At 63.1% G+C, this 19,828-nt stretch carries 17 protein-coding genes and 1 pseudogene; 8 read left to right on the forward strand and 10 right to left on the reverse strand.

Annotated features, from left to right (window positions below):
* Positions 1-37: 37 nt before the first annotated feature.
* From KPL81_RS16580 to KPL81_RS16625, 10 genes are all read right to left on the reverse strand, one after another.
* Positions 38-1,195, reverse strand: coding sequence for an acyl-CoA dehydrogenase family protein (locus KPL81_RS16580; protein ID WP_219793122.1), 1,158 nt, complete (start codon positions 1,193-1,195; stop codon positions 38-40).
* Positions 1,196-1,198: 3 nt separating this feature from the next.
* Positions 1,199-2,761, reverse strand: a complete 1,563-nt coding sequence (locus KPL81_RS16585) for a fatty acyl-CoA synthetase (RefSeq protein ID WP_219793123.1) — start codon at positions 2,759-2,761, stop codon at positions 1,199-1,201.
* A 41-nt stretch (positions 2,762-2,802) separates the two neighbouring features.
* Positions 2,803-4,023, reverse strand: a complete 1,221-nt coding sequence (locus tag KPL81_RS16590; protein WP_219793124.1) for an ABC transporter substrate-binding protein — start codon at positions 4,021-4,023, stop codon at positions 2,803-2,805.
* A gap of 345 nt (positions 4,024-4,368) precedes the next feature.
* On the reverse strand, positions 4,369-5,484 hold the full coding sequence (locus KPL81_RS16595; RefSeq protein ID WP_219793125.1) for an SMP-30/gluconolactonase/LRE family protein: 1,116 nt from the start codon (positions 5,482-5,484) through the stop codon (positions 4,369-4,371).
* Between the two features lie 298 nt (positions 5,485-5,782).
* Positions 5,783-6,928 (reverse strand): metal ABC transporter solute-binding protein, Zn/Mn family, encoded by a 1,146-nt coding sequence (locus KPL81_RS16600; RefSeq protein WP_219793126.1) that lies wholly within the window; start codon positions 6,926-6,928, stop codon positions 5,783-5,785.
* Between the two features lie 38 nt (positions 6,929-6,966).
* On the reverse strand, positions 6,967-7,857 hold the full coding sequence (locus KPL81_RS16605) for a metal ABC transporter permease (RefSeq protein WP_219793127.1): 891 nt from the start codon (positions 7,855-7,857) through the stop codon (positions 6,967-6,969).
* The gene (locus KPL81_RS16610; RefSeq protein ID WP_219793128.1) at positions 7,854-8,588 is read right to left on the reverse strand and encodes a metal ABC transporter ATP-binding protein; all 735 of its coding nucleotides are present in this window, start codon (positions 8,586-8,588) and stop codon (positions 7,854-7,856) included. Before KPL81_RS16610 ends, KPL81_RS16605 begins: the two co-directional genes overlap by 4 nt.
* The gene (locus KPL81_RS16615) at positions 8,588-8,737 is read right to left on the reverse strand and encodes a hypothetical protein (protein ID WP_162832591.1); all 150 of its coding nucleotides are present in this window, start codon (positions 8,735-8,737) and stop codon (positions 8,588-8,590) included. The genes KPL81_RS16610 and KPL81_RS16615 overlap by 1 nt, the downstream gene beginning before the upstream one ends.
* A gap of 148 nt (positions 8,738-8,885) precedes the next feature.
* Positions 8,886-9,785, reverse strand: a complete 900-nt coding sequence (locus KPL81_RS16620; protein ID WP_219793129.1) for a metal ABC transporter permease — start codon at positions 9,783-9,785, stop codon at positions 8,886-8,888.
* A 116-nt stretch (positions 9,786-9,901) separates the two neighbouring features.
* Positions 9,902-10,567, reverse strand: a complete 666-nt coding sequence (locus KPL81_RS16625; RefSeq protein ID WP_219793130.1) for a hypothetical protein — start codon at positions 10,565-10,567, stop codon at positions 9,902-9,904.
* Between the two features lie 178 nt (positions 10,568-10,745).
* On the opposite strand from KPL81_RS16625, the pseudogene KPL81_RS20785 reads away from it, so the two are divergent.
* From KPL81_RS20785 to csy3, 8 genes and pseudogenes are all read left to right on the forward strand, one after another.
* Positions 10,746-10,823: pseudogene (locus tag KPL81_RS20785) on the forward strand (TspO/MBR family protein); the annotation flags it as partial.
* An 82-nt stretch (positions 10,824-10,905) separates the two neighbouring features.
* Positions 10,906-11,145 carry a TspO/MBR family protein gene (locus tag KPL81_RS20790; protein WP_338035634.1) on the forward strand — a complete coding sequence of 80 codons (240 nt, stop codon included), beginning with the start codon at positions 10,906-10,908 and terminating at the stop codon, positions 11,143-11,145.
* Between the two features lie 74 nt (positions 11,146-11,219).
* Complete coding sequence (locus KPL81_RS16635; RefSeq protein WP_219793131.1) at positions 11,220-11,816, forward strand: malonic semialdehyde reductase; 597 nt, start codon at positions 11,220-11,222, stop codon at positions 11,814-11,816.
* Positions 11,817-11,942: 126 nt separating this feature from the next.
* On the forward strand, positions 11,943-12,917 hold the full coding sequence (gene cas1f, locus KPL81_RS16640) for a type I-F CRISPR-associated endonuclease Cas1f (RefSeq protein ID WP_219793132.1): 975 nt from the start codon (positions 11,943-11,945) through the stop codon (positions 12,915-12,917).
* Positions 12,914-16,270 carry a type I-F CRISPR-associated helicase Cas3f gene (cas3f, locus tag KPL81_RS16645; protein ID WP_219793133.1) on the forward strand — a complete coding sequence of 1,119 codons (3,357 nt, stop codon included), beginning with the start codon at positions 12,914-12,916 and terminating at the stop codon, positions 16,268-16,270. Before cas1f ends, cas3f begins: the two co-directional genes overlap by 4 nt.
* Before the next feature lie 204 nt (positions 16,271-16,474).
* On the forward strand, positions 16,475-17,794 hold the full coding sequence (csy1, locus tag KPL81_RS16650; RefSeq protein ID WP_240549335.1) for a type I-F CRISPR-associated protein Csy1: 1,320 nt from the start codon (positions 16,475-16,477) through the stop codon (positions 17,792-17,794).
* Entirely contained in the window at positions 17,787-18,773 is a 987-nt protein-coding gene (csy2, locus tag KPL81_RS16655) for a type I-F CRISPR-associated protein Csy2 (protein ID WP_219793205.1), read from the forward strand. The genes csy1 and csy2 overlap by 8 nt, the downstream gene beginning before the upstream one ends.
* 17 nt (positions 18,774-18,790) lie before the next feature.
* Positions 18,791-19,828 carry a type I-F CRISPR-associated protein Csy3 gene (gene csy3 / locus KPL81_RS16660; protein ID WP_219793135.1) on the forward strand — a complete coding sequence of 346 codons (1,038 nt, stop codon included), beginning with the start codon at positions 18,791-18,793 and terminating at the stop codon, positions 19,826-19,828.

A 19,828-nucleotide genomic window follows, 5' to 3' on the forward strand; every position in this document is an offset into this window, starting at 1 on the left:
GTGTCTCCTGTCTGTCGTTCGAATCTTGTCGAAGCGCTCAGGCCGCCGTGCTCTTGCCGAGCAGCGAGCGAGCGATCACTTCCTTCATGATTTCCGAGGTGCCGGCGTAGAGCGTCTGTACGCGGGCATCCAGATAGAAGCGCGAAATCGGGTATTCACGCGTATAACCATAGCCGCCGAAAAGCTGCAGGCAGGCGTCGATGGTGCGGCACTGCATCTCGCTGAGCTGCAGCTTGAGAATGGCGGCGTCGGTGGCGCTCATCTTGCCGAGGCGATGCTTGGCCACGCACTGCTCGAAGTAGGCGCGGCCCATGTCGATCTCGGCGCGCACCTCGGCCAGGGTGAAGCGGGTGTTCTGGAAATCGCCCACGGCGCGACCGAAGGCGCGGCGCTCGCGCACGTAGTCGAGGGTCAGCGCCAGCGCGCCTTCCATGGCGCCCAGCGCCTGTGCCGCCACGCCGAGGCGCTCCCGCGGCAGTTCCTGCATCAGGTAGCTGAAGCCGGCGCCCGCCTCGCCGAGCAGGGCCTCTTCCGGCAAATGCAGGTCGTCGAAGAACAGCTCGGCGGTATCGCTGGCGTGCTGGCCGATCTTCTTGATCGGCTGACCGCGGGAAAAGCCGGCAAGGGTGGTATCGACCAGGAACAGCGACACGCCGCGGGCTCCCGCTGCAGGGTCGGTCTTGGCGCAGACGATGACCAGGTCGGCCACCTGGCCGTTGGTAATGAAGAGCTTGCTGCCATCGAGTCGCCAGCCCTTGTCGGTACGGCTGGCGCGGGTCTTCATCGCCGCCAGGTCGCTGCCGGCGCCGGGCTCGGTCATGGCGATGGCGCCGATCGTTTCGCCTCGGGCCATGGTCGGCAGCCAGTGTTCGCGCTGGGTCGGGGTAGCGATGTGCAGTAGGTAGGGCATGACGATATTGGCGTGGATGTTGTAGGCGCTGGCCAGACCGCCGAAGCCCTGGCGCGAGATCTCCTCCAGCGCCAGTTGGACGATGGCGAAATCGGCACCGGCCCCGCCGAGTTCCTCCGGCATGTCGATACCCAGCAACCCGGCCTCGCCGAGCTTCTGCCACAGCGAGCGCGGCATCTCGCCGGCGGCTTCCCACGCCTCGTAATGGGGCGCCACCTCCTGTTCGAGGAAGCGGCGAATGGTGTCGTGAAACAGCGGCGTCAGGTCGTCTTGCGATTCCGTCATGGGTCAGCCCAGCTCCTTGCGCAGATGGCGTTTGAGAATCTTGCCGGCGGTGCTCTTGGGCAGGGCATCGGCAAATAGAATGCGCTTGGGCACCTTGTAGGGGGCCATACACCCCTTGGCGTGCTCGATCAGCTCGGCCTCGCTCACCTCCATGCCCTCACGGGGCACCACCACGGCGGTGATCGCCTCGATCCACTTCGCATCGGGCAGCCCGATCACGGCCACCTCGGAAACGGCGGGATGCTTGAACAGCCCCTCCTCGACTTCGCGACTGGCCACCACCACGCCGCCGGTGTTGATCACGTCCTTGATGCGGTCGACCACATAGAGGTAGCCCGTCTCGTCGAAGTAGCCCACATCGCCGGAGTGGAACCAGCCGCCAATGAAGGCCTCTTCGGTCATGTCGGGCTTGTCCCAGTAACCGGTGAGCAGCTGCGGCGAGCGATGCACGATCTCGCCGTGCTCGCCGGGCGGCACGTCGTGCATCTCGAGGTCGACCACGCGGGTTTCCACGGTGAGGATCGGGCGACCCGCCGACGCCGGACGCTCGGCATGCTCCTCGGGGCGCAGCACGGTCGCCAGCGGGGCGATCTCGCTCTGGCCGTAGCAGTTGTACAGCCCGACTCCGGGCAGGCGCTGCTGTAGTTCCTCGAGTATCGGCACCGGCATGATCGAAGCGCCGTAGTAGGCCTTTTTCAGTGCCGTGAGATCGAAGGAATCGAAGTCGGGGTGGCGCAGCAGGCTGATCCATACCGTGGGCGGGGCAAAGAACGAGACGATGCCCTGGCTTGCCATCTGCACCAGACAGTCGTCGGGCAGTGGCGCCATGCGCAGGTGCACCGGAGCACCGAGTAGCAGTGCCGGCATCAGGAACACGTGCATCTGTGCCGAGTGGTAGAGCGGCAGGGCGGCCAGCATCGGCTCGTCGCCCTTGATGTCGAGTTCGACCATGCAGGCCATGTACTCGGCGAGCAAAGCCTGGTGGGTCATCATCGCCGCCTTGGGTGCCGCCGTGGTGCCCGAGGTGTAGAGCAATTGCGCCAGGCTGGCGGCGTCGATGGCGACGTCCGGCTCGTCATCGTCGGTGTCGTCGCCATCGAGGGCGACCTGCAGCACGTCAAAGCCTTGCGGCCGTTCGGCGTGCAGGGTGCCGGAGAGCGCAAGCTCCAGGCCCTCGCTCGCCCTGATGACGTTGTCGGCCAGGCTCAGGTCGCTGAGCAGCCCCGCAGCGCCGGACTGCTCGAGGATGTAGCGCAGCTCGTCGGCGCCGAGGGCGAAGTTGATCGGCACGTGCACCAGACCGGCGCGGGTGGCGGCCAGCCAGGCGATCACGTAGGCGTCGGAGTTCTTGCCGTAGGCGGCCAGGCGATCGCCGGGTACCAGGCCCGAGGCGAGCAGGCGATTGGCGACCCGGTTCGCCGCCCGGTCGAGTTCGGCATAGGACCAACGCCGACCCTCAAAAGTCAGCGCCAGCTTGGCGCCGTGCTTGCGTGCGCTGCGGCTGAGCGCGGCGCCGATGGTGTTCTGCTGGATCCTGCCGTGCGCGTTCTTGGCTACGTGACTCATGGCGTCCTCTTGTGCTTGTTCGCGTGGCGTAAGCGAAAGGCTCAGTTGTTGTCGACCAGGTGACACTTGCTCTCCGACAGCGGACGGAACGCCTCCTCGGCGGGAATGGTGCGCACCACGCGGAACAGATCGTCCTCGTTCTGCGCTTCCTCGGGCGTCTTCACCTCGACTAGGTACATGTCGTGGACCATGCGTCCGTCCTCGCGGATGTAGCCGCCCGTGGCGAAGACGTCGTTGATCGGCGTGTCGGCCATCTGGCGGCGCACGGCCTGAGCCTCGTCAGTACCGACGGCATCGACCGCCTGGAGGTAGTGCAGGGTGCTGGAGTAGAGCCCGGCGTGGACCATGGTCGGCATGCTGCCGGTGCGCTCACGGAAGCGCTCGGCCCAGGCGCGGGTCTCGTCGTTGAGGTCGTAGTACCAGGCCTTGGTGAACTGCAGCCCCTGGGCGGCCTCCAGGCCGATGCTGCGCACGTCGGTGCTGAACAGCACCATGCCGGCCAGCACTTGCCCTGCCTGGGTGATGCCGAACTCGCCGGCGGTAGTGATGGCGTTGATGGTATCGGCGCCGGCATTGTTGAGGGCGATCACGTCGGCGCCGGAGGCCTGGGCCTGCAGCAGGAACGAGGAGAAGTCGCTGCTGGGGAAGGGGTGGCGCGCCTTGCCCACGACGGTGCCGCCGTTGTCGGTGACCACCCGCTCCACATCGGCCTCCAGCGCATGACCGAAGGCGTAGTCGGCGCTGAGCAGGTACCAGTTCTGGTGACCCTCCTGGGTGATGGCCTTGGCGGTGCCGTTGGACATCGCCCAGGTGTCGTAGACCCAGTGAATATGATTGGGCGAGCAGCTCTCGTTGGTCACCCCGGAGGAGACGGCGCCGTTGACCAGGCCCAGGCGATTCTCTTCCTCCAGCAGCCGTACCGCGGCCAGGGTGACCGAGGACGCCACCAGGCCAGTGACCATGTCGACATTGCGCTGATCGATCCACTCGCGCACCACGCTCGAGCCCACGTCGGGACTGTTGCGGTCGTCGGCGCTGAAGAGCTCGATGCCGGCACCGGCCACGCTGCCGCCGACGTCTTCGATGGCCATCTTCACCGCTTCCAGGCCGTTCGGCCCGATGGGGTCGCGGTAAGGGCCGGACATGTCGGCCAGGTAGCCGATGCGTATTGCATTGTCGGTGACCTCGGCATGTGCGGTCTGAGCGGCGAGCAGGATCGAGGCGGCAAGCGCCCCCAGGGCGAAGCGGCGTGCTATTGGCATGGTGTGGCCTTTGTTTGTTGTTGTGGCGTTTTCGTTTTCTTTGCAGTAGCTGTGGATAAGTCTGTGCATGGTTTGGTGAACTTTTGTGCACAGGGTGTGGGCTTGCTGTGAGAGCCCGGATGTCCCCTGGCATGCTCGTTCATGGTAGGAAGAAAGCACTTCGTCAGGTTTACGCATCGCGCCACAGTTTTTGCATTTCGTGCCATTCTTTCCCTGGCGACGGAGCAGAGAAAGGCGCGAAGAGGAGGAGAGTGACGAATCGTGCCAGTGCAGGAGGGGGCGTGAGGGATCAAAAAAGCGGAGGCAGTGGGCTGCCTCCGCTGGGGCCGTTACGCTTGGCCAGTACTAGGAGTTGCCGGCCCAGACCGCCATCCCCTGGGCTTCTACGTAGACGGCATAGAGCGACTGGCTGGCGGTCATGAACAGGCGGTTGCGCTTGGGGCCGCCGAAGCAGACGTTGGCGCAGGGTTCCGGCAGGTGGATCTTGCCGATGAGAGTGCCGTCGTCGGCGTAGACATGCACGCCGTCGTGGTCCTCGGCATCGAACAGTCCGCCGAAGACGGCGCCACACCAGAGGTTGCCATCCATGTCCGCGGCCATGCCGTCGATGAACCCCGGGCCGACCTCGGCGAACTGACGCTCGTTGGCCAGGCGCGTGCCGTCGTCGACGACGTCCCACATCAGGATCTGGTGAGGATGCCCGGGGGTGTGGGTGCCTCCGGTATCGGACACGTAGAGGCGGGAGTAGTCGGGCGAGAAGGCGATGCCGTTGGGCTTGGCGACCTCGGCCATCTTCTGCAGCCGACCGTTGCCAGGATCGATGCGATAGACGGCTTCGGGTAGCTCGAAGTCGGCGATATGGCCCTCGTAGTGCATCAGGATGCCGTAGCCCGGATCGGTGAACCAGATGCCGCCATCGGGATGCACGATGACGTCATTGGGGGCATTGAGCGGCTTGCCCTCGAATGTATCGGCCAGCACGGTGACGGTGCCGTCGTGCTCGGTACGGGTCACCCGGCGGGTGTCATGCTCGCAGGTCAGCAGCCGCCCCTCGCGATCCCGCGTGTTGCCATTGGAATTGTGGGAGGGTTCGCGATAGACGCTTACCTCGCCGGTGTCCTCGAGCCAGCGCATCTGGCGGTTGTTGGGGATGTCGCTCCAGACGAGAAAGCCACCGTCGCCGAAATAGACCGGCCCCTCAGCCCAGCGAAAGCCGGTGGCCAGGCGTTCGACCGCCGCATTGGCCAGGCGGTAGGCGCCGAAACGCTCATCGAGAACCTCGATGGCAGGGTCGGGGTAAGGCACGAGGGAGCCGTCCCAGGGGCGCTGCTGGGCGAATAGCTGCCCGGGCTTGAGCACTGCCGACGCGCTTGCGGCCGCCGCCGCCCCGAGAAAGGTGCGCCGGGAAAGGTGGGGAAAGGGTTTCGTCGCTTCGGGTGCTTGCTGAGGGTCGTCGTGCATGCGTCATCCTCCCTGTTTGTTGTATCAGTTGTTATTGCAACAACGCGGCCATTGCGGCACAGCCGCAACCGTAGACGGGCACGCCATGACCCACCAATACGCATTGCCTCGAAGGCCGATGCCCAAAGGGTTATCGCTAGGCGGGGCAGAAAGGTGTCAGGTGGGTGTCGGGATGACGCCGGGCTCTTCGAGCACGACTAAAGTTGCGGTGTTGCCGCACTTCCAAGGCCACAAACGAGCAGCGCCTCGATTATCGGGAAGATAACCGAGGCGCTGCTTGGCTCATGCCGTTCCTTGTTTAGTGATCGTGACCGTGATCGTCGTGGTCATGCTCGTCATGGCCATGATCGTCGTGGTCGTGACCATGATCATCATGATCATGATCGTCATGGCCCGCTTCGGCCAGGGCGTCGTGCAGTACCTGGGCGTTGTGGCGCATCATGCCCAGGTAGGTGCTGGCTTCGCCTTCGGCAGCGAGGGCATCGGCATACAGCGTGCCGGCGATGGGCAGGCCGGTCTCCTCGGCGAGCTGGTTGATCACTGCCGGGCTGGTCATGTTCTCGTGGAACAGGGCGCGTACGTCCTGCTCGCGGATAACGTCGATCAGCTCAGCCATGTCGGCGGCGCTGGGTTCGGCCTCGGTGGAGAGCCCCACCGGCGAGAGGAAGCGAATGCCGTAGGCACTGGAGAAATAGCCGAAGGAGTCGTGGCCGGTGATCACGCTGGTGGAATCCGGAATCTCGCCCAGCAGCTCGCGGATCTCGGCATCGGTGGCTTCCAGCTCGTTGATGTAGCGCTCGGCGTTCTCGCGGTAGGCGGCTTCGTTGTCCGGGTCCGCCTCGATCAGGCCATCGCGGATATTGCCGATATAGACCTTGCCCATGGCCAGGTCCTGCCAGCCGTGCGGGTCGTCGTCGCCATGGGCATGATCGTCGTGGGCCGTCGCCTCGTCATGGCCGTGATCGTCGTGGTCATCATGGCCATGATCATCGTGCCCATGCTCTTCGTCGTCATGGTCGTGATCGTCGTGCCCGTGATCGTCGTGGTCATCCTCATGGTCGTCGTGACCGTGGGCATGCGCATGGTCGTGGCCATGGTAGTCGAGCGTGTCGATGCCGTCGCTGGCCGTGACCAGCGGGCCGCTGTAGTCGCTGGACTCGACCAGCCGCTCCATCCAGCCTTCGAACTGCAGGCCGTTGAACACCACCAGGTCGGCTTCGGCCAGCGAGCGCGCATCACGCGGGCTGGGGGAGAAGACATGCGTGTCGCTGTCGGGACCGACCAGCGAGGTGACCTCCACGTGTTCACCGCCCACGTTCTGCGCCATATCGGCCAGAATGCTGAAGCTGGTGACGACCTGAACGCGTTCGGCGGCCATGGCGGCGGGCAGCGCCAGCATGGCCGAAGCGCCCAGCATCAGCGTGGCGGGTGTGAGGTGTCGCATGGGAAGTCTCCTCGAATGGCGAGTGGTGTGGTGCAAGTTCAGTGAGATTCGGGCGCGCCGAGCGGTATGGCATGACGCTGCAGCTTCGCCCTCAGGCTGTGGTGACGGCCGAGCAGGGCAGAGAGCACGTAGCCCACGCCCGCCAGCAGGATGATCGCCGGCCCCGAAGGCACGCTGAGATGGTACGAGAGCAGCAGGCCGCCGAGGCTGGCGAAAGCGGCCAGCAGGACGGCAATGGTGATCAGACCCTCCAGGCGCTTGCTCCAGAAGCGCGCCGTGGTGGCCGGTAGCATCATCAGCCCCACGGCCATCAAGGTGCCCAGGGTCTGGAAGCCGGCGGTGAGGTTGAGCACCACCAGGCCGAGGAATACGCCATGCACCAAGCTGCCCTGCATGCCCTGGCCGCGCAGGAACAGCGGGTCGAGACACTCCACCACCAGGGCGCGGAAGATCAGTGCCAGGGTGATCACGATCACGCTGCTGATCGACGCGATCAGCAGCAGCGCGGTGGAGTTCACCGCCAGGATCGAACCGAACAGCACATGGGTCAGGTCGACGCTGCTGCCTCCCAGCGAGACCAGCATGACGCCCGCCGCCAGCGAAATCAGGAAGAAGCTGGCCATGGCCGAGTCCTCCCGATGACCGGTCATCTGCGACACGCTACCCGCCAGTACCGCGATCAGCAGCCCCGACAGCACGCCACCCAGACTCATGATCGGCAGCGAAAAGCCCGCCAGCAAAAAGCCCAGCGCCACGCCGGGCAGAATGGCATGGGCCATGGCATCGCCGATCAGGCTCATGCCGCGCAGCATCAGGAACACGCCCATGGGCGGGGCCGCCAGCGACAGGGCCAGGCCGGCCACCGCCGCGCGGCGCATGAAACCGTAGTCGAAGGGGGCGACCAGCCACTCGTGAAGCAGCTCCATCATGCGTCGACCCCCGGGATGCCCAGTGCGAAACGTGCCGAATCGATGGCGCTGGGGTGGCTCTGGACGATGGCCTGGGTGGTGGTCCAGCGGGCATGGCCACCCGCCAGCACCACGACCTCTTCGGCCAGGCGAGCCAACTGCTCCATGTCGTGCAGTACCACGATGATGGTGGCGCCTTCGGCGGCCATGTCGCGGAGTACCGTCATCAGCACCTCGACGGTTTCCGCATCGACGTTGGCGAAGGGCTCGTCGAGCAGCAGCAGCTCGGCTTCCTGCATCAGGGTGCGGCCGATCAGCGCGCGCTGGCGCTGGCCGCCGGAAAGCTCGCCCAGCGGGCGGTGGGCCAGGTGCGAGATGCCCAGGCGCGCCATCACCTCGCGACCGCGCCGGTAATGGCGCGCGCAGTAGCCGGTGAGCGCGCCGTGGCTCGGCCAGCTGCCGGTCATCACCAGCTCTTCCACGCTCATGGGGAAGGTGAGATCGAGTGCCAGCTGCTGGGGCAGCCAGGCGCGCCGCTCCTTGGGTACGGTGCAGCGCACTTCGCCTTTCACCGGGCGCAGCATGCCCATGATGCCCTGGATCAGGGTGCTCTTGCCGGCGCCGTTGGCGCCGACCAGGGCGGTGATCGCACCGTCGCGAAAGCGCCCGCTGACGTGTTCGAGCACGGTACGGTTGGCCTGGGCCAGCTGCAGGTCGTGAAGCTCCAGGCGAGAAGGTTGTGCCTCGGCCATCAGCCCCACCAACCTGCCGCCCAGGAGACGGCGAGCCAGAGCACGCCCAGCGGCGCGGCGGCCAACAGCAGGCGACGCGTAGCGGAAAGCGACATCAACGAAAAATGGCATGGCCCCTCAGGGCGATGCCGATGTGTGCGGTGTGCCATCAGAGGCCCTCGCAAAACCAATTAAGATATAACATAACAAGTCGATCGGCAAAGTGGGAGTCGTGAATGCGACATGTGAGACATGTGGTGACGGCCATCACCGGATCCAAGGGCCGCAGTATCCTGGTTTCATCGCAAAAGGGAACCATCAGCGTAACTGCCCGGCATGGCGCGACGCCATGACACGCTTCGGCCGAAGGGAGCCCGCTTTCAGCCCCCGGTAGGGGCCCAGTACGACCGACACGCAATACCCCAGCCCCGCCAGCAGGATAATCGAAGGGCCGGAAGGCAGGCCAGCATGGTAGGAAACCAGTAGCCCCGTCACGCTGGAAGCCAGGGCGATGCCGATGGCAATGGCGATCATGCCCTCGAGCCGCTGGCTCCAGTAGCGCGCCGCCGCGGCGGGCAGCAGCATCAACCCGGCCGCCATCAGCGTGCCCAGCGTTTGAAACCCCATCACCAGGCTGACCACCACCAGGACCATGAACAGGGCGTGCGTCCAGCCGGCGTGACGCCCCTGCAGCGTCAGGAACAGCGGATCGAGGCACTCGACCACCAAGGCGCGAAAGGAAATGGCCAAGCCGACCAGGATGGTGCTGCTGCCCAGCGCCACCAGCCCCAACGTGCGGCCGTCCACCGCCAATATGCTGCCGAACAGGACATGCCCGAGATCCAGGGCGTTGCCCGAGAGGCTGACGATGGTCACCCCGCCGGCCATGGCAATCAGGAACAGGCTGGCCATGGCGGCGTCCTCCTTGAGGCCGCTGAACTGCGTCACGCCACCGGCAAGCGACACGGTGACCAGGCCCGCCAGCACGCCCCCGAGCATCATCAATGGCAGGGAGAAGCCGGCCAGCATGAAGGCAATGGCAACGCCCGGCATGATGGCGTGCGACAGCGCCTCGCCCATCAGGCTCATGCCACGCAGCGACAGCAGAACGCCGAGAATCGGCGCCGTGAGCGAGAGCGCCAGGCAGGCCGCCAGGGCGCGGCGCATGAAGACATAGTCGAAAGGTGACGTGAGCCACCAGAGCAGTGAGTCGAGCATGGCAAGTGTCAGGTCGTGATGTGAGATATGTTATATCATAACAAAACATGCCAGGCCAAGCGGCCACTTACCCTATGCCGGTAGACGCGTTGCGTCGTACCGCTAAGCCGTTCCTTTCAGTAGCGCAGCGCCACGCCGACCTGGTTCGGGCTTACCAGGAAGGCGTACTCGCCCTTGAGATGCACGTCGCCCAGCGACACCCGTGCCGGCTTGAAGCGATTGATGGCCACTGAGGCCTGGCGCGGCTGGGTCTGTAGCTGCAGCTCGCTGATCAGCATGCCCGTCGCGAAGTTGATCGCCCCGTCACGCTCGCGGCCGTCACCCACGGCGATCAACAACCCGGACGCGGCATTGATCGCCAGCGAGCCCAGGCGTGCCTCCAGGCTGCGGCGTTGGCGTTCCTCCTCGGCCACTTCATGCAACAACCGGCGAGCGCTCTCGATATCGCCATCGCCTTCGCGCAGCTCGCGGTAGGCGGCCGGGTGCGGCTGGCGATCCATCAGCGTGCCGGCCAGCGCCAGCGCCGACTTCATCACGCCCACTCGGGCATCGTAACGGTCGTCGCGGTCGTCCGCCTCGCTGGCCTGATAGGTATTGAACGCCAATGAAGTGGCATAGACCCCGGCCCAGCCGTACCGCCACAGGTTGGCCTGGCGCTCGCCGCGGGCCAGGGCGTCCTCGTAGGCCTGGTATTCGCGCTCGCTGGATTGCGCCAGGGCCAGGGGAGAGGCGAGGAGCATCAGGGCAGCGCACACGAACGGCAGGAAACGGCAACGGGGCATGAGGGATTCCTTGTCAGGCAATGAAGGTATGCCTTATGAAAGTAGCATTTGCCGAAGCGGCATCCCACACTGGCGGCACCGAGACACAAAGGAGTTGATCATGGTTGGCGCCCCCGTCGCCTCCCGCCACTCGATGGCTATCCTGTCCGGCTGGCTGCTGCTGGTCGCCCTCGTGGCGATGGTCGGGGCCTTCACGCCCCCCGGCACCTGGTACGCCGAACTCGACAAGCCCCCGCTCACCCCGCCCGACTGGCTGTTCCCGGTGGCCTGGACGACGCTCTACCTGATGATGGCCGTGGCGGGTCACGCTGCGGGTGCCGGCGGCCGAGCGCGTCACGGTGCTGTGGCCGTTCGTCGCCCAGCTCGCGGCCAACGGGCTGTGGTCGATCCTGTTCTTCGGCCTGCACTGGGTCTTCGTCGCCCTGGCCGACCTGGTGCTGCTGTGGGGCCTTATCCTGCTGACGATCAGCCGTTTCGCCCGCGTGTCGTCGCTCGCCGCCTGGCTGCTGGTGCCCTACCTGGCATGGGTCAGCTTCGCGGGGTACCTCAATGCCGGCATCGGCTGGCTGAACGGCTAGCGTTGGGGCGGCCGGCCGTGACGGGCCACCGGCAAAGGCGTAGAGTCTAAGAATACCGCGACCTGGAGATTTCCATGCCTCGTCAGCCACTTGACGACACCGCGCTCGACACCGTCTTCCGCCAAGCGCGGACCCACTACGGCTTCCGGCCGGAGCCCGTCGACGAGGCCACCCTGCGCCAGCTCTACGACCTGCTGAAGTGGGGGCCGACCTCGATGAACAGTCAGCCGGCTCGCTACGTCTTCGTGATGAGCGAAGAGGGCAAGTCGCGCCTGCTGCCGGCGCTCTCCGAAGCCAACCGCGACAAGGCTCACGAAGCCCCGGTCACCGTGATCGTTGCCGTCGATACCCGCTTCTACGAACACATGCCCAAGGTGTTTCCCAGCTCGCCCAACGCCCGCGAACGCTTTGCCGAAAACCCGGAAACGACCAGCGATACCGCCTGGCGCAACGGCACCCTGCAGGGCGCCTACCTCATTATCGCCGCCCGCATGCTGGGGCTCGACGCCGGCCCCATGAGCGGCTTCGACAACGCCATGGTCGACGAGGAGTTCTTCCCCGACGGCCGCTACAAGAGCAACTTCCTGGTCAACCTCGGCACGGGCGACCCCGAGAGCCAGCGGCCAAGGGGGCCGAGGCTGGCGTTTGAGGAAGTGGCGGAGGTGGTTTGAGGTGGGTGACCCATATCAAGCTTTAGAAAGGAATGGCGAATTTCCTACACGCCACTGGTGGCAACAGGGAATGAGGAGTGCTTATATAGTTACGAATAAGTAACAAAAAAGTACGACAGGGAACTCATGGATGACCTTTCGCCTTCGGATCTAAAAACGATCCTGCACTCGAAACGAGCCAACCTCTACTACTTGCAGCACTGCCGCGTGCTGGTGAATGGCGGTCGCGTCGAGTACGTCACCGACGAGGGAAGTCGGTCTCGCTACTGGAACATCCCTATCGCCAACACGACTTCGCTACTGTTGGGTACCGGCACCTCGATTACCCAGGCGGCGATGCGTGAGCTGGCCAAAGCCGGTGTGCTGGTTGGTTTCTGCGGCGGTGGCGGTACGCCACTGTTCGCCGCCAATGAGGTGGATGTCGATGTCGCTTGGCTGACCCCTCAGAGCGAATACCGTCCCACGGAATATCTTCAATACTGGGTGCGCTTCTGGTTCGAGGACGAGAAACGACTGGAGGCAGCAAAAGCATTCCAGCTCGCACGGATAGATAGAATCGAAGCCCTATGGACCGATCGCCATCTCAAGGAGGCCGGTTTCACCGCTTCGGCGGATGCGCTTCACCAAGCCTTGGCAACGCATCGTGAAGTCATTTCAAAGTCTCCCACAACGACCGATCTTCTTACCCTCGAAGCGCGCCTGACCAAACTGCTGTTCAAGCTAGCCACCCAGGCCGTGGGCTACGGAGAGTTCACCCGTGCCAAGCGGGGCAGCGGTGCCGATCCTGCCAACCGCTTCCTCGACCACGGCAACTACCTGGCCTATGGCTTGGCAGCTACGGCTACCTGGGTTCTCGGCATCCCTCACGGCTTAGCGGTGCTGCATGGCAAGACGCGTCGCGGTGGCCTGGTGTTCGACGTGGCCGATCTGGTCAAGGATGCCGTCATACTGCCCCAGGCGTTTCTTTCCGCCATGCGGGGCGACGAGGAGCAGGAGTTTCGCCAGGCATGCATCGAGCGGCTGACTCGCACGGAATCCCTCGACTTCATGATCGACACCTTGAAGGACGTCGCGCTCGCGCAGGGAGGAGCAGCGGAGTGAACGTCTTGCTAGTTTCCCAGTGCAGCAAGAACGCGCTCAAGGAGACGCGACGCATCCTCGATCAGTTCGCCGAGCGGCGCGGCGATCGTACCTGGCAAACGCCGATTACTCAGGCGGGGCTAGATACGCTACGCAAACTGCTACGTAAGACAGCACGTAAGAATGCCGCAATTGCCTGCCACTGGATCCGTGGGCGCGATCACAGCGAGCTGATGTGGATTGTTGGTGATGCCAAACGCTTCAACCTACAAGGAGCGGTACCCACCAACACGACTTCCCGGGATATGCTGCGTCGCAGCGATGAAAATGACTGGCATACCGGCGAAGACATCCTTTTGCTGGCCGCCATGGCCGCGCTTTTGCATGATCTGGGTAAGGCATGCGAGGCCTTTCAGCATCGGCTCTTAGGCAAGCTTGAGGGACGTAACCTCTACCGCCATGAATGGATCTCGCTCCGCCTGTTCCAGGCCTTCGTCGGAGAAGATGACGATACGGGCTGGCTGACTCGCTTGGGGCATGAAGATAGCGCTGAGGACGAGTCGCCCTGGCTAGCGCGATTGGAGCGCGATGGATTGGATGACCTTTCCAAGTTGCCATTTCAAAACTTACCCCCTCTGGCCGCGGCCATAGGCTGGTTAATAGTCACTCATCACCGCTTACCCTTGATGCCGGGGGACAAGCTCCATGCTGATCCTGAGTCAGCTCGTTGGGGGAGAGAGAAACCCGTATTTCGGGCGGACCAGTTACGAGACCTGCCTGCGACAATCTCTGCCGACTGGAACGAGATCGCTGACAGTCAGGACAAGAAGCAACAGGCGCTTTATTGGACCTTCAAGCACGGCCTGCCAGTGACCACGGAGAAGTGGCGTGAGCGCGCGCGGCATCTGGCACAGCGACTCCTGAAGCGCCCCCAGCCGGATCGATCTTGGCTGGATGAGCCGTATGCCATCCACTTGGCGCGGCTCAGCTTGATGCTGGCTGATCACCACTATTCCAGCCTGGAAGAGTTGCGCCACCGGGTCAGAGGGGAAGCGGGGTATCCTCTGTACGCCAATACCGTTCGCAAGACAGGCCAGCTCAACCAACCACTCGATGAACATATATTGGGCGTCGAGAAGCATGCTGCTGCCGTTGCCCGGGCGCTGCCAAGCCTTACCAGCCACCTTCCGCGCCTGGCTCGTCACAAGGGATTTCGCAAGCGCAGCGACCACCTGCGCTTCCGCTGGCAGGATCGAGCCTATGATCTCACCCAGGCGCTGCGCGAGCGGAGCGAGCGGCAAGGGTTCTTCGGCATCAATATGGCCTCCACCGGCTGTGGCAAGACACTGGCCAACGGGCGGATTCTCTACGCCCTGGCGGACCCGCAACAGGGTGCGCGCTTCTGCGTGGCTCTTGGCCTGCGCACCTTGACGCTTCAGACTGGTCAGGCCTACCGCGAGCGGCTCAATCTGGGCGAGGATGAGCTGGCGGTACGGGTCGGCGGTAGCGCCAACCGTGCTTTGTTCGAACACTACGAGCGGGAGGCCGAGAAGAGTGGATCGGCCTCCGTGCAGCAGTTGATCGAGGAGGACGGACATGTGGTTTTCGATGGCAATTTCGAGAGCCACCCGGTGCTGCGGCGGCTCAACGATGATTTTGGTACTCGGCCACTGATTGCGGCACCGATCCTGGTGTGCACCGTCGACCACCTGGTGCCGGCCACCGAGAGTACCCGAGGCGGACGTCAGATTGCGCCGATGCTGCGGCTGATGAGCAGCGATTTGGTGCTGGATGAGATCGACGATTTTGATGTCAACGACCTGCCTGCGCTGACCCGGCTGGTGCACTGGGCGGGGCTGCTCGGGTCGCGAGTACTGCTCTCCTCTGCCACTCTGCCGCCAGCGCTGGTACGGGGGCTGTATGAGGCCTATCGCAATGGGCGTGAGCACTATCAGCGCAATCGAGGCGTGCCCGGTTTGCCGGTGGATATCTGCTGCGCCTGGTTCGATGAGCATGATCGACAGCATGCGGACTGCGCCAACGGCGAAGCCTTCGCTGAGTCGCATCGGCAGTTCGCGATACGGCGATACGGACGCTTGGCCTCAGATGCCATAAGGCGTCGCGCCGAGCTGGTGCCTATGGATGGAGTGGGCAAGGCCCCAGACGCAATAAGGCAAGCGCTGGCCGAACGGCTGCGTGAACATGTCACGGCTCTGCATGAACGACATCACAGCATCGACCCGCATAGCGGCAAGCGTGTCAGTTTCGGGCTGCTTCGTCTGGCCAATATCGAGCCGATCTTCGATGTGGCTTTGGCGCTCTATCGTCTGGGCGCTGTGGAAGGGCAGCGAATCCACCTGTGTGTTTACCACTCTCAGCATCCGCTACTGATTCGCTCGGCTATCGAACGACGCCTCGACCGTACGCTTGACCGGCGTAATGCCGATGCTGTGTTCGATCTGCCGGAGGTGCGCCGCTGCCTTGAGGTCTCACCGGAAGCGGACCAGATCTTTATTGTGCTCGGCTCGCCGGTGACCGAGGTCGGCCGGGACCACGACTACGATTGGGCCATCGTCGAGCCCTCCTCCATGCGATCCATCATTCAGCTCGCCGGGCGGGTGCGGCGCCATCGCGAGGGTGAGTGCACCACGCCCAATATCCTACTGCTCGATACCAACCTGAAGCACCTTGAGAACCCGGGTGAGTTGGCATTCCGCCGTCCCGGTTTCGAGACGTCGCAGGAGTGGGCGCTCAACAGCCACTCCCTGCAGCAACTGCTGCAGTCCGAGGAGTGGCAAGTCATCGATGCCAGGCCGCGGATCGTCGCACGGGACACACTCAAGCCCCACGATAGCCTCATTGATCTCGAGCATGCTCGCTTGCAGGCCGCCATGGTCGAACCTCCCAGCAAGGTGCTGAGTAAGCGTGAATTGCGTGCCATGAAAGAGCCTCCACCGCCATCGCTGGGTGCCTATACCTGGTACGCCATGCCACGTGTTCACCTGCTGGGCGTGATGCCACAGTGCCAGCCCTTCCGTGAGCAGACCACACCCCAGGAGGAGCTCATTCTCAGGCCGGATGAGAGCGGTGAGGAGTGGGATCTACACCGAGTCCACAAGGGCGCCAGACGCGGCGAAAGTCTCTATGTGCCGGTCGAAGAGAGCTTGCTGACCCGCATCGAGCTGGACACCGTGGGGGGTAAGCGTATCCAGCCGTGGGGGGAAACGGACTATATGGAGGCACTGGTAGCACTGGCCGACGACCTGGAATTGCCGCTGGAAGAGGCTGCCCGGAAGTTCGGCACCGTGACGGTACCCGAGAACCGGCAAGGGTGGCGTTATCACGCCGCGCTGGGGTTCACCAAGCGGCGTTGAGGTGGGCCGGCGTTGGCCGGCCATCCTGCCTATGCGGCAGCACATTATCCCGAAAGACAAAGCGACAATTTTCTGAGCTGCCTTGCGGCAGAGCTACAGGCTAGCTACATTTGATCTAAATAGCACGAATCCCTTTACCCTAAAAATAAAACTACAATGGAGAATATTTTAATGGCCAGTGACCCAGGGACAGGCCTGCGAGCCTTGATTGAAGGCTTCCTTCAGGAACGCTTCGATGCAAAGGCTGAAAAGCTTGTGCCCGACGACCCCAAACGCGATGAGCTGGTCGCGCAATTCCAGTTCGATGCCTGGATCAGCGACGCGGCGCGCCGAGTCGCTCAGCTCCAGGTCGTCACTCACTCGCTGAAACCGATCCATCCCGACGCCAAGGGCACCAACCTATACGTACCTCCAGAGTCGCTATCCGCTCATCCAGCAGTGGGCAGTCATGTTCTGCCGGCGGATTTCCTCGGCGATGTGGTCGGCAATGCCGCCGCTCTGGATGTCTACAAGTTTCTTAAACTCGAACACCAAGGAAAGTCACTGCTGGAGCGAGTGCTGGAGAACGACGCGGAACTCGCCGCTGCCCTCAGCGACGATCCTGAACAGGCCCATGCCTGGATGCAGGCCTTCGCTGCCATTACCGAGCCGCGCGGCGGTGAGGCCTCACATACACGCGCCAAGCAGCTCTACTGGCTGGTGGGCGAGGATCCTGTCGATAACAACGACTACCACCTGCTAGCGCCGCTCTATGCTACGTCCTTGGCGCATAGCGTAATCCTGGCCATCAATGCGGACCGCTTCGGCGAAGCGGCTAAGGCGGCGCGCAAGGCGCGTCGTGAACAGGCGTTCTCTGAAGAGGGATATCACGACTACCCGAATCTGGCGGTACAGAAGCTGGGGGGAACCAAGCCACAGAACATATCCCAGTTGAATAGCGAGCGGGGTGGTAGCAACTACCTGCTGGCTTCGCTGCCGCCGCGCTGGGCTTCGCAGGATACCAAGGCGCCGTTGTTGACCGACTCGGTATTCCCGCGTTTCGGGCGGCGACGTGAGGTCAAGCGGTTAGTCAGCGATCTGAGGCGCTTCCTTGAATCCAGCCCATCGCACGATTACCAGGCCCGTGGTCTGCGCGATGACCTGAACGCGGCGCTGATGGATGAGCTGATGCTGTTCACCATGCAACTCCATGGACTGCCGCCGGGGTGGAGTAATGATGATAAATGCCGACTGCCGGCTGAAGAGGTGTACTGGCTGGACCCCGGTCGAGCGGAAATCGACGAGGCGTTTCGTGAGGCTCGCGAGTCGACGGACTGGGAAAGTGCAATCAGGCAGCGCTTTGCCAACTGGCTAAACCATGCGCTTGGTCGCAAATTGCCCTTGGGTGATACCGAGCATCGCCACTGGTCGCGGGAACTGGAGCGTGATGCGACCTACCAGCGCTGGTTGGAGCGTGACCGCCGCTGGATGGAGTCGCTCGATCACGAGCTGGATGACTGGCAGGGAGGCCTTGGCAATGAGTGAGGTTCAAAATCTTCTGGTGCTGCCTCGCTTACGAGTGCAGAACGCCAATGCCATCTCCAGCCAGATGACCTGGGGGTTCCCCGCCATTAGCGCCTTCATCGGATTGATGCATGCGCTCGAACGTAAACTCGCTACGAGTAATATTTTGCTGCTGTTCGACGGTGTCGGTGTCATTTGCCACGACTTCGAGGCTCAGGCAACAGAGAATGGCTTTACCCGCACTTTCCATTTGACGCGCAACCCGGTCGACCGGAGCGGTGGCACTGCGGCTATTGTCGAGGAAGGGCGTGTCCACCTTGATATCACCCTAGTATTTGCCGTTCGCGGGGACGTCTGCAGTGGTAACGAAGCCGAGCGTGGTGCCCTGGCCAAGGAGGTGGCCGAGATCGTCGCGGGCATGCGTATCGCCGGTGGCAGCGTTATCCCGGCGCTGCCGGGCCGAACCTCGCGCTCACGCCCGACACTTATTCCGCTGGAGGAAAGCGGCGAGGAGCGTGATGAGCAGTTCAGACGACTCAAGCGCCGTTGGTTGCCGGGATTCACGTTGGTATCCCGCGATGATCTGCTGGCGCAGCGCTTCGAGGAAATGCGTGAGGCCAGGCCCACTGCCACCATATTGGACGCCTGGCTCGACCTGTCGCGTCTCAACCATGAGTGCCACCTCAAACCGATAGAGAGCGCCCAGGGCGAAATCCACGAAGAGGTGAGCTGGGAGATACGACGCCCACCTGGCTGGATCGTGCCGATTCCGATCGGCTATGGCGCGCTGACCGAAGTGTTCGAGCCAGGTACGGTCGCCAATTCGCGCGATGCCGAAACGCCTTTCCGCTTTGTCGAAAGCCTTTACTCCATCGGGCAATGGATCAGCCCGCATCGTCTGCAGTGCCCCGAAGAGCTGCTTTGGTATGTAGGCAACGATCTCGATGCCGGCCTCTATCGACTCAATAACGACTATCACAATCGCTCAACAAGAGCATAACGACAGGGAAATGAATCATGGCCAAAAACGATACCCTCAAGACTGCTTCCGTCCTCGCCTTCGAGCGCAAGCTCGACCCTTCCGATGCCTTGTTCTTTGCCGGTAACTGGGAAACGCGCGACCAGGCAGAAGCGTGGCCCGCTATCGCCATTCGCGAGAAGTCGGTGCGGGGCACGATTTCCAACCGCCTGAAAGCCAAAGATCAGGACCCCGCCAAGCTGGATGCAGCTATCGAAAACCCTAACCTGCAGACTGTCGATGTTGCGACCTTGCCCAGCGATGCCGATACACTGAAGGTGCGCTTTACGCTTCGGGTACTCGGCGGAGCCGGCGTACCCTCAGCCTGCAATAACGCCGAGTATCAAGCGAAACTCAAGGAGGCGGTGAGTGGCTATGTACACTCTTACGGGTTTGAGACTCTGGCCAGCCGCTATGCCTACAACCTAGCGAACGGACGCTTCCTGTGGCGCAACCGAATCGGAGCGGAGCAGGTCGAGATACAGGTACGCCTGATGGAGCAAGGTGAAGCCGTCGACACTTGGACGTTCGATGCTCTCTCCCTCTCCCTGCGTGACTTTGAGCCGACCGAAGATACGCGCTCTAGCTTGGAATCGCTCACTGCACGTATTGCCGAGGGGTTAAGCGGCTCGCGACATGTTCTGCTTGATGTCACGGCTTTCGCACGAGTTGGAAATGGCCAGGAGGTCTTCCCCTCCCAGGAACTGATTCTGGATCGTAGTCGAGGTGACAAGAGCAAAACACTCTATCAGGTCGGTGAAATTGCAGGCATGCACTCTCAGAAGCTCGGCAATGCCATCCGTACGGTGGACACTTGGTATCCGCAGGAGGACGACGAGGATCTTGGGCCTATCGCCGTCGAACCTTATGGTTCAGTCACTACCCAAGGCAAGGCCTATCGCCAACCCAAGCAAAAAGCTGACTTTTACTCTCTGCTCGACAACTGGATGATCAAGGATCAGCAGCCAGAACCAGAGCAGCAGCATTTCGTCATGGCTACGCTGATCCGTGGTGGTGTATTCGGCGAAGCGGGGTAA

This window comes from Billgrantia antri (assembly GCF_019430905.1).
Lineage (GTDB): Bacteria > Pseudomonadota > Gammaproteobacteria > Pseudomonadales > Halomonadaceae > Halomonas > Halomonas antri.

Bases quoted from the DNA above. Each gene is read 5' to 3' on its own strand.
- KPL81_RS16595 (WP_219793125.1), bottom strand. From the start codon at position 5,484: ATGCACGACGACCCTCAGCAAGCACCCGAAGCGACGAAACCCTTTCCC.
- KPL81_RS16610 (WP_219793128.1), bottom strand. From the start codon at position 8,588: ATGGCCGAGGCACAACCTTCTCGCCTGGAGCTTCACGACCTGCAGCTG.
- KPL81_RS16600 (WP_219793126.1), bottom strand. From the start codon at position 6,928: ATGCGACACCTCACACCCGCCACGCTGATGCTGGGCGCTTCGGCCATG.
- KPL81_RS16635 (WP_219793131.1), top strand. From the start codon at position 11,220: ATGCCTCGTCAGCCACTTGACGACACCGCGCTCGACACCGTCTTCCGC.
- KPL81_RS16580 (WP_219793122.1), bottom strand. From the start codon at position 1,195: ATGACGGAATCGCAAGACGACCTGACGCCGCTGTTTCACGACACCATT.
- csy3 (WP_219793135.1), top strand. From the start codon at position 18,791: ATGGCCAAAAACGATACCCTCAAGACTGCTTCCGTCCTCGCCTTCGAG.
- csy2 (WP_219793205.1), top strand. From the start codon at position 17,787: ATGAGTGAGGTTCAAAATCTTCTGGTGCTGCCTCGCTTACGAGTGCAG.
- KPL81_RS16615 (WP_162832591.1), bottom strand. From the start codon at position 8,737: ATGGCACACCGCACACATCGGCATCGCCCTGAGGGGCCATGCCATTTT.
- cas1f (WP_219793132.1), top strand. From the start codon at position 11,943: ATGGATGACCTTTCGCCTTCGGATCTAAAAACGATCCTGCACTCGAAA.
- KPL81_RS16585 (WP_219793123.1), bottom strand. From the start codon at position 2,761: ATGAGTCACGTAGCCAAGAACGCGCACGGCAGGATCCAGCAGAACACC.
- KPL81_RS16620 (WP_219793129.1), bottom strand. From the start codon at position 9,785: ATGCTCGACTCACTGCTCTGGTGGCTCACGTCACCTTTCGACTATGTC.
- KPL81_RS16605 (WP_219793127.1), bottom strand. From the start codon at position 7,857: ATGATGGAGCTGCTTCACGAGTGGCTGGTCGCCCCCTTCGACTACGGT.
- KPL81_RS16625 (WP_219793130.1), bottom strand. From the start codon at position 10,567: ATGCCCCGTTGCCGTTTCCTGCCGTTCGTGTGCGCTGCCCTGATGCTC.
- KPL81_RS16590 (WP_219793124.1), bottom strand. From the start codon at position 4,023: ATGCCAATAGCACGCCGCTTCGCCCTGGGGGCGCTTGCCGCCTCGATC.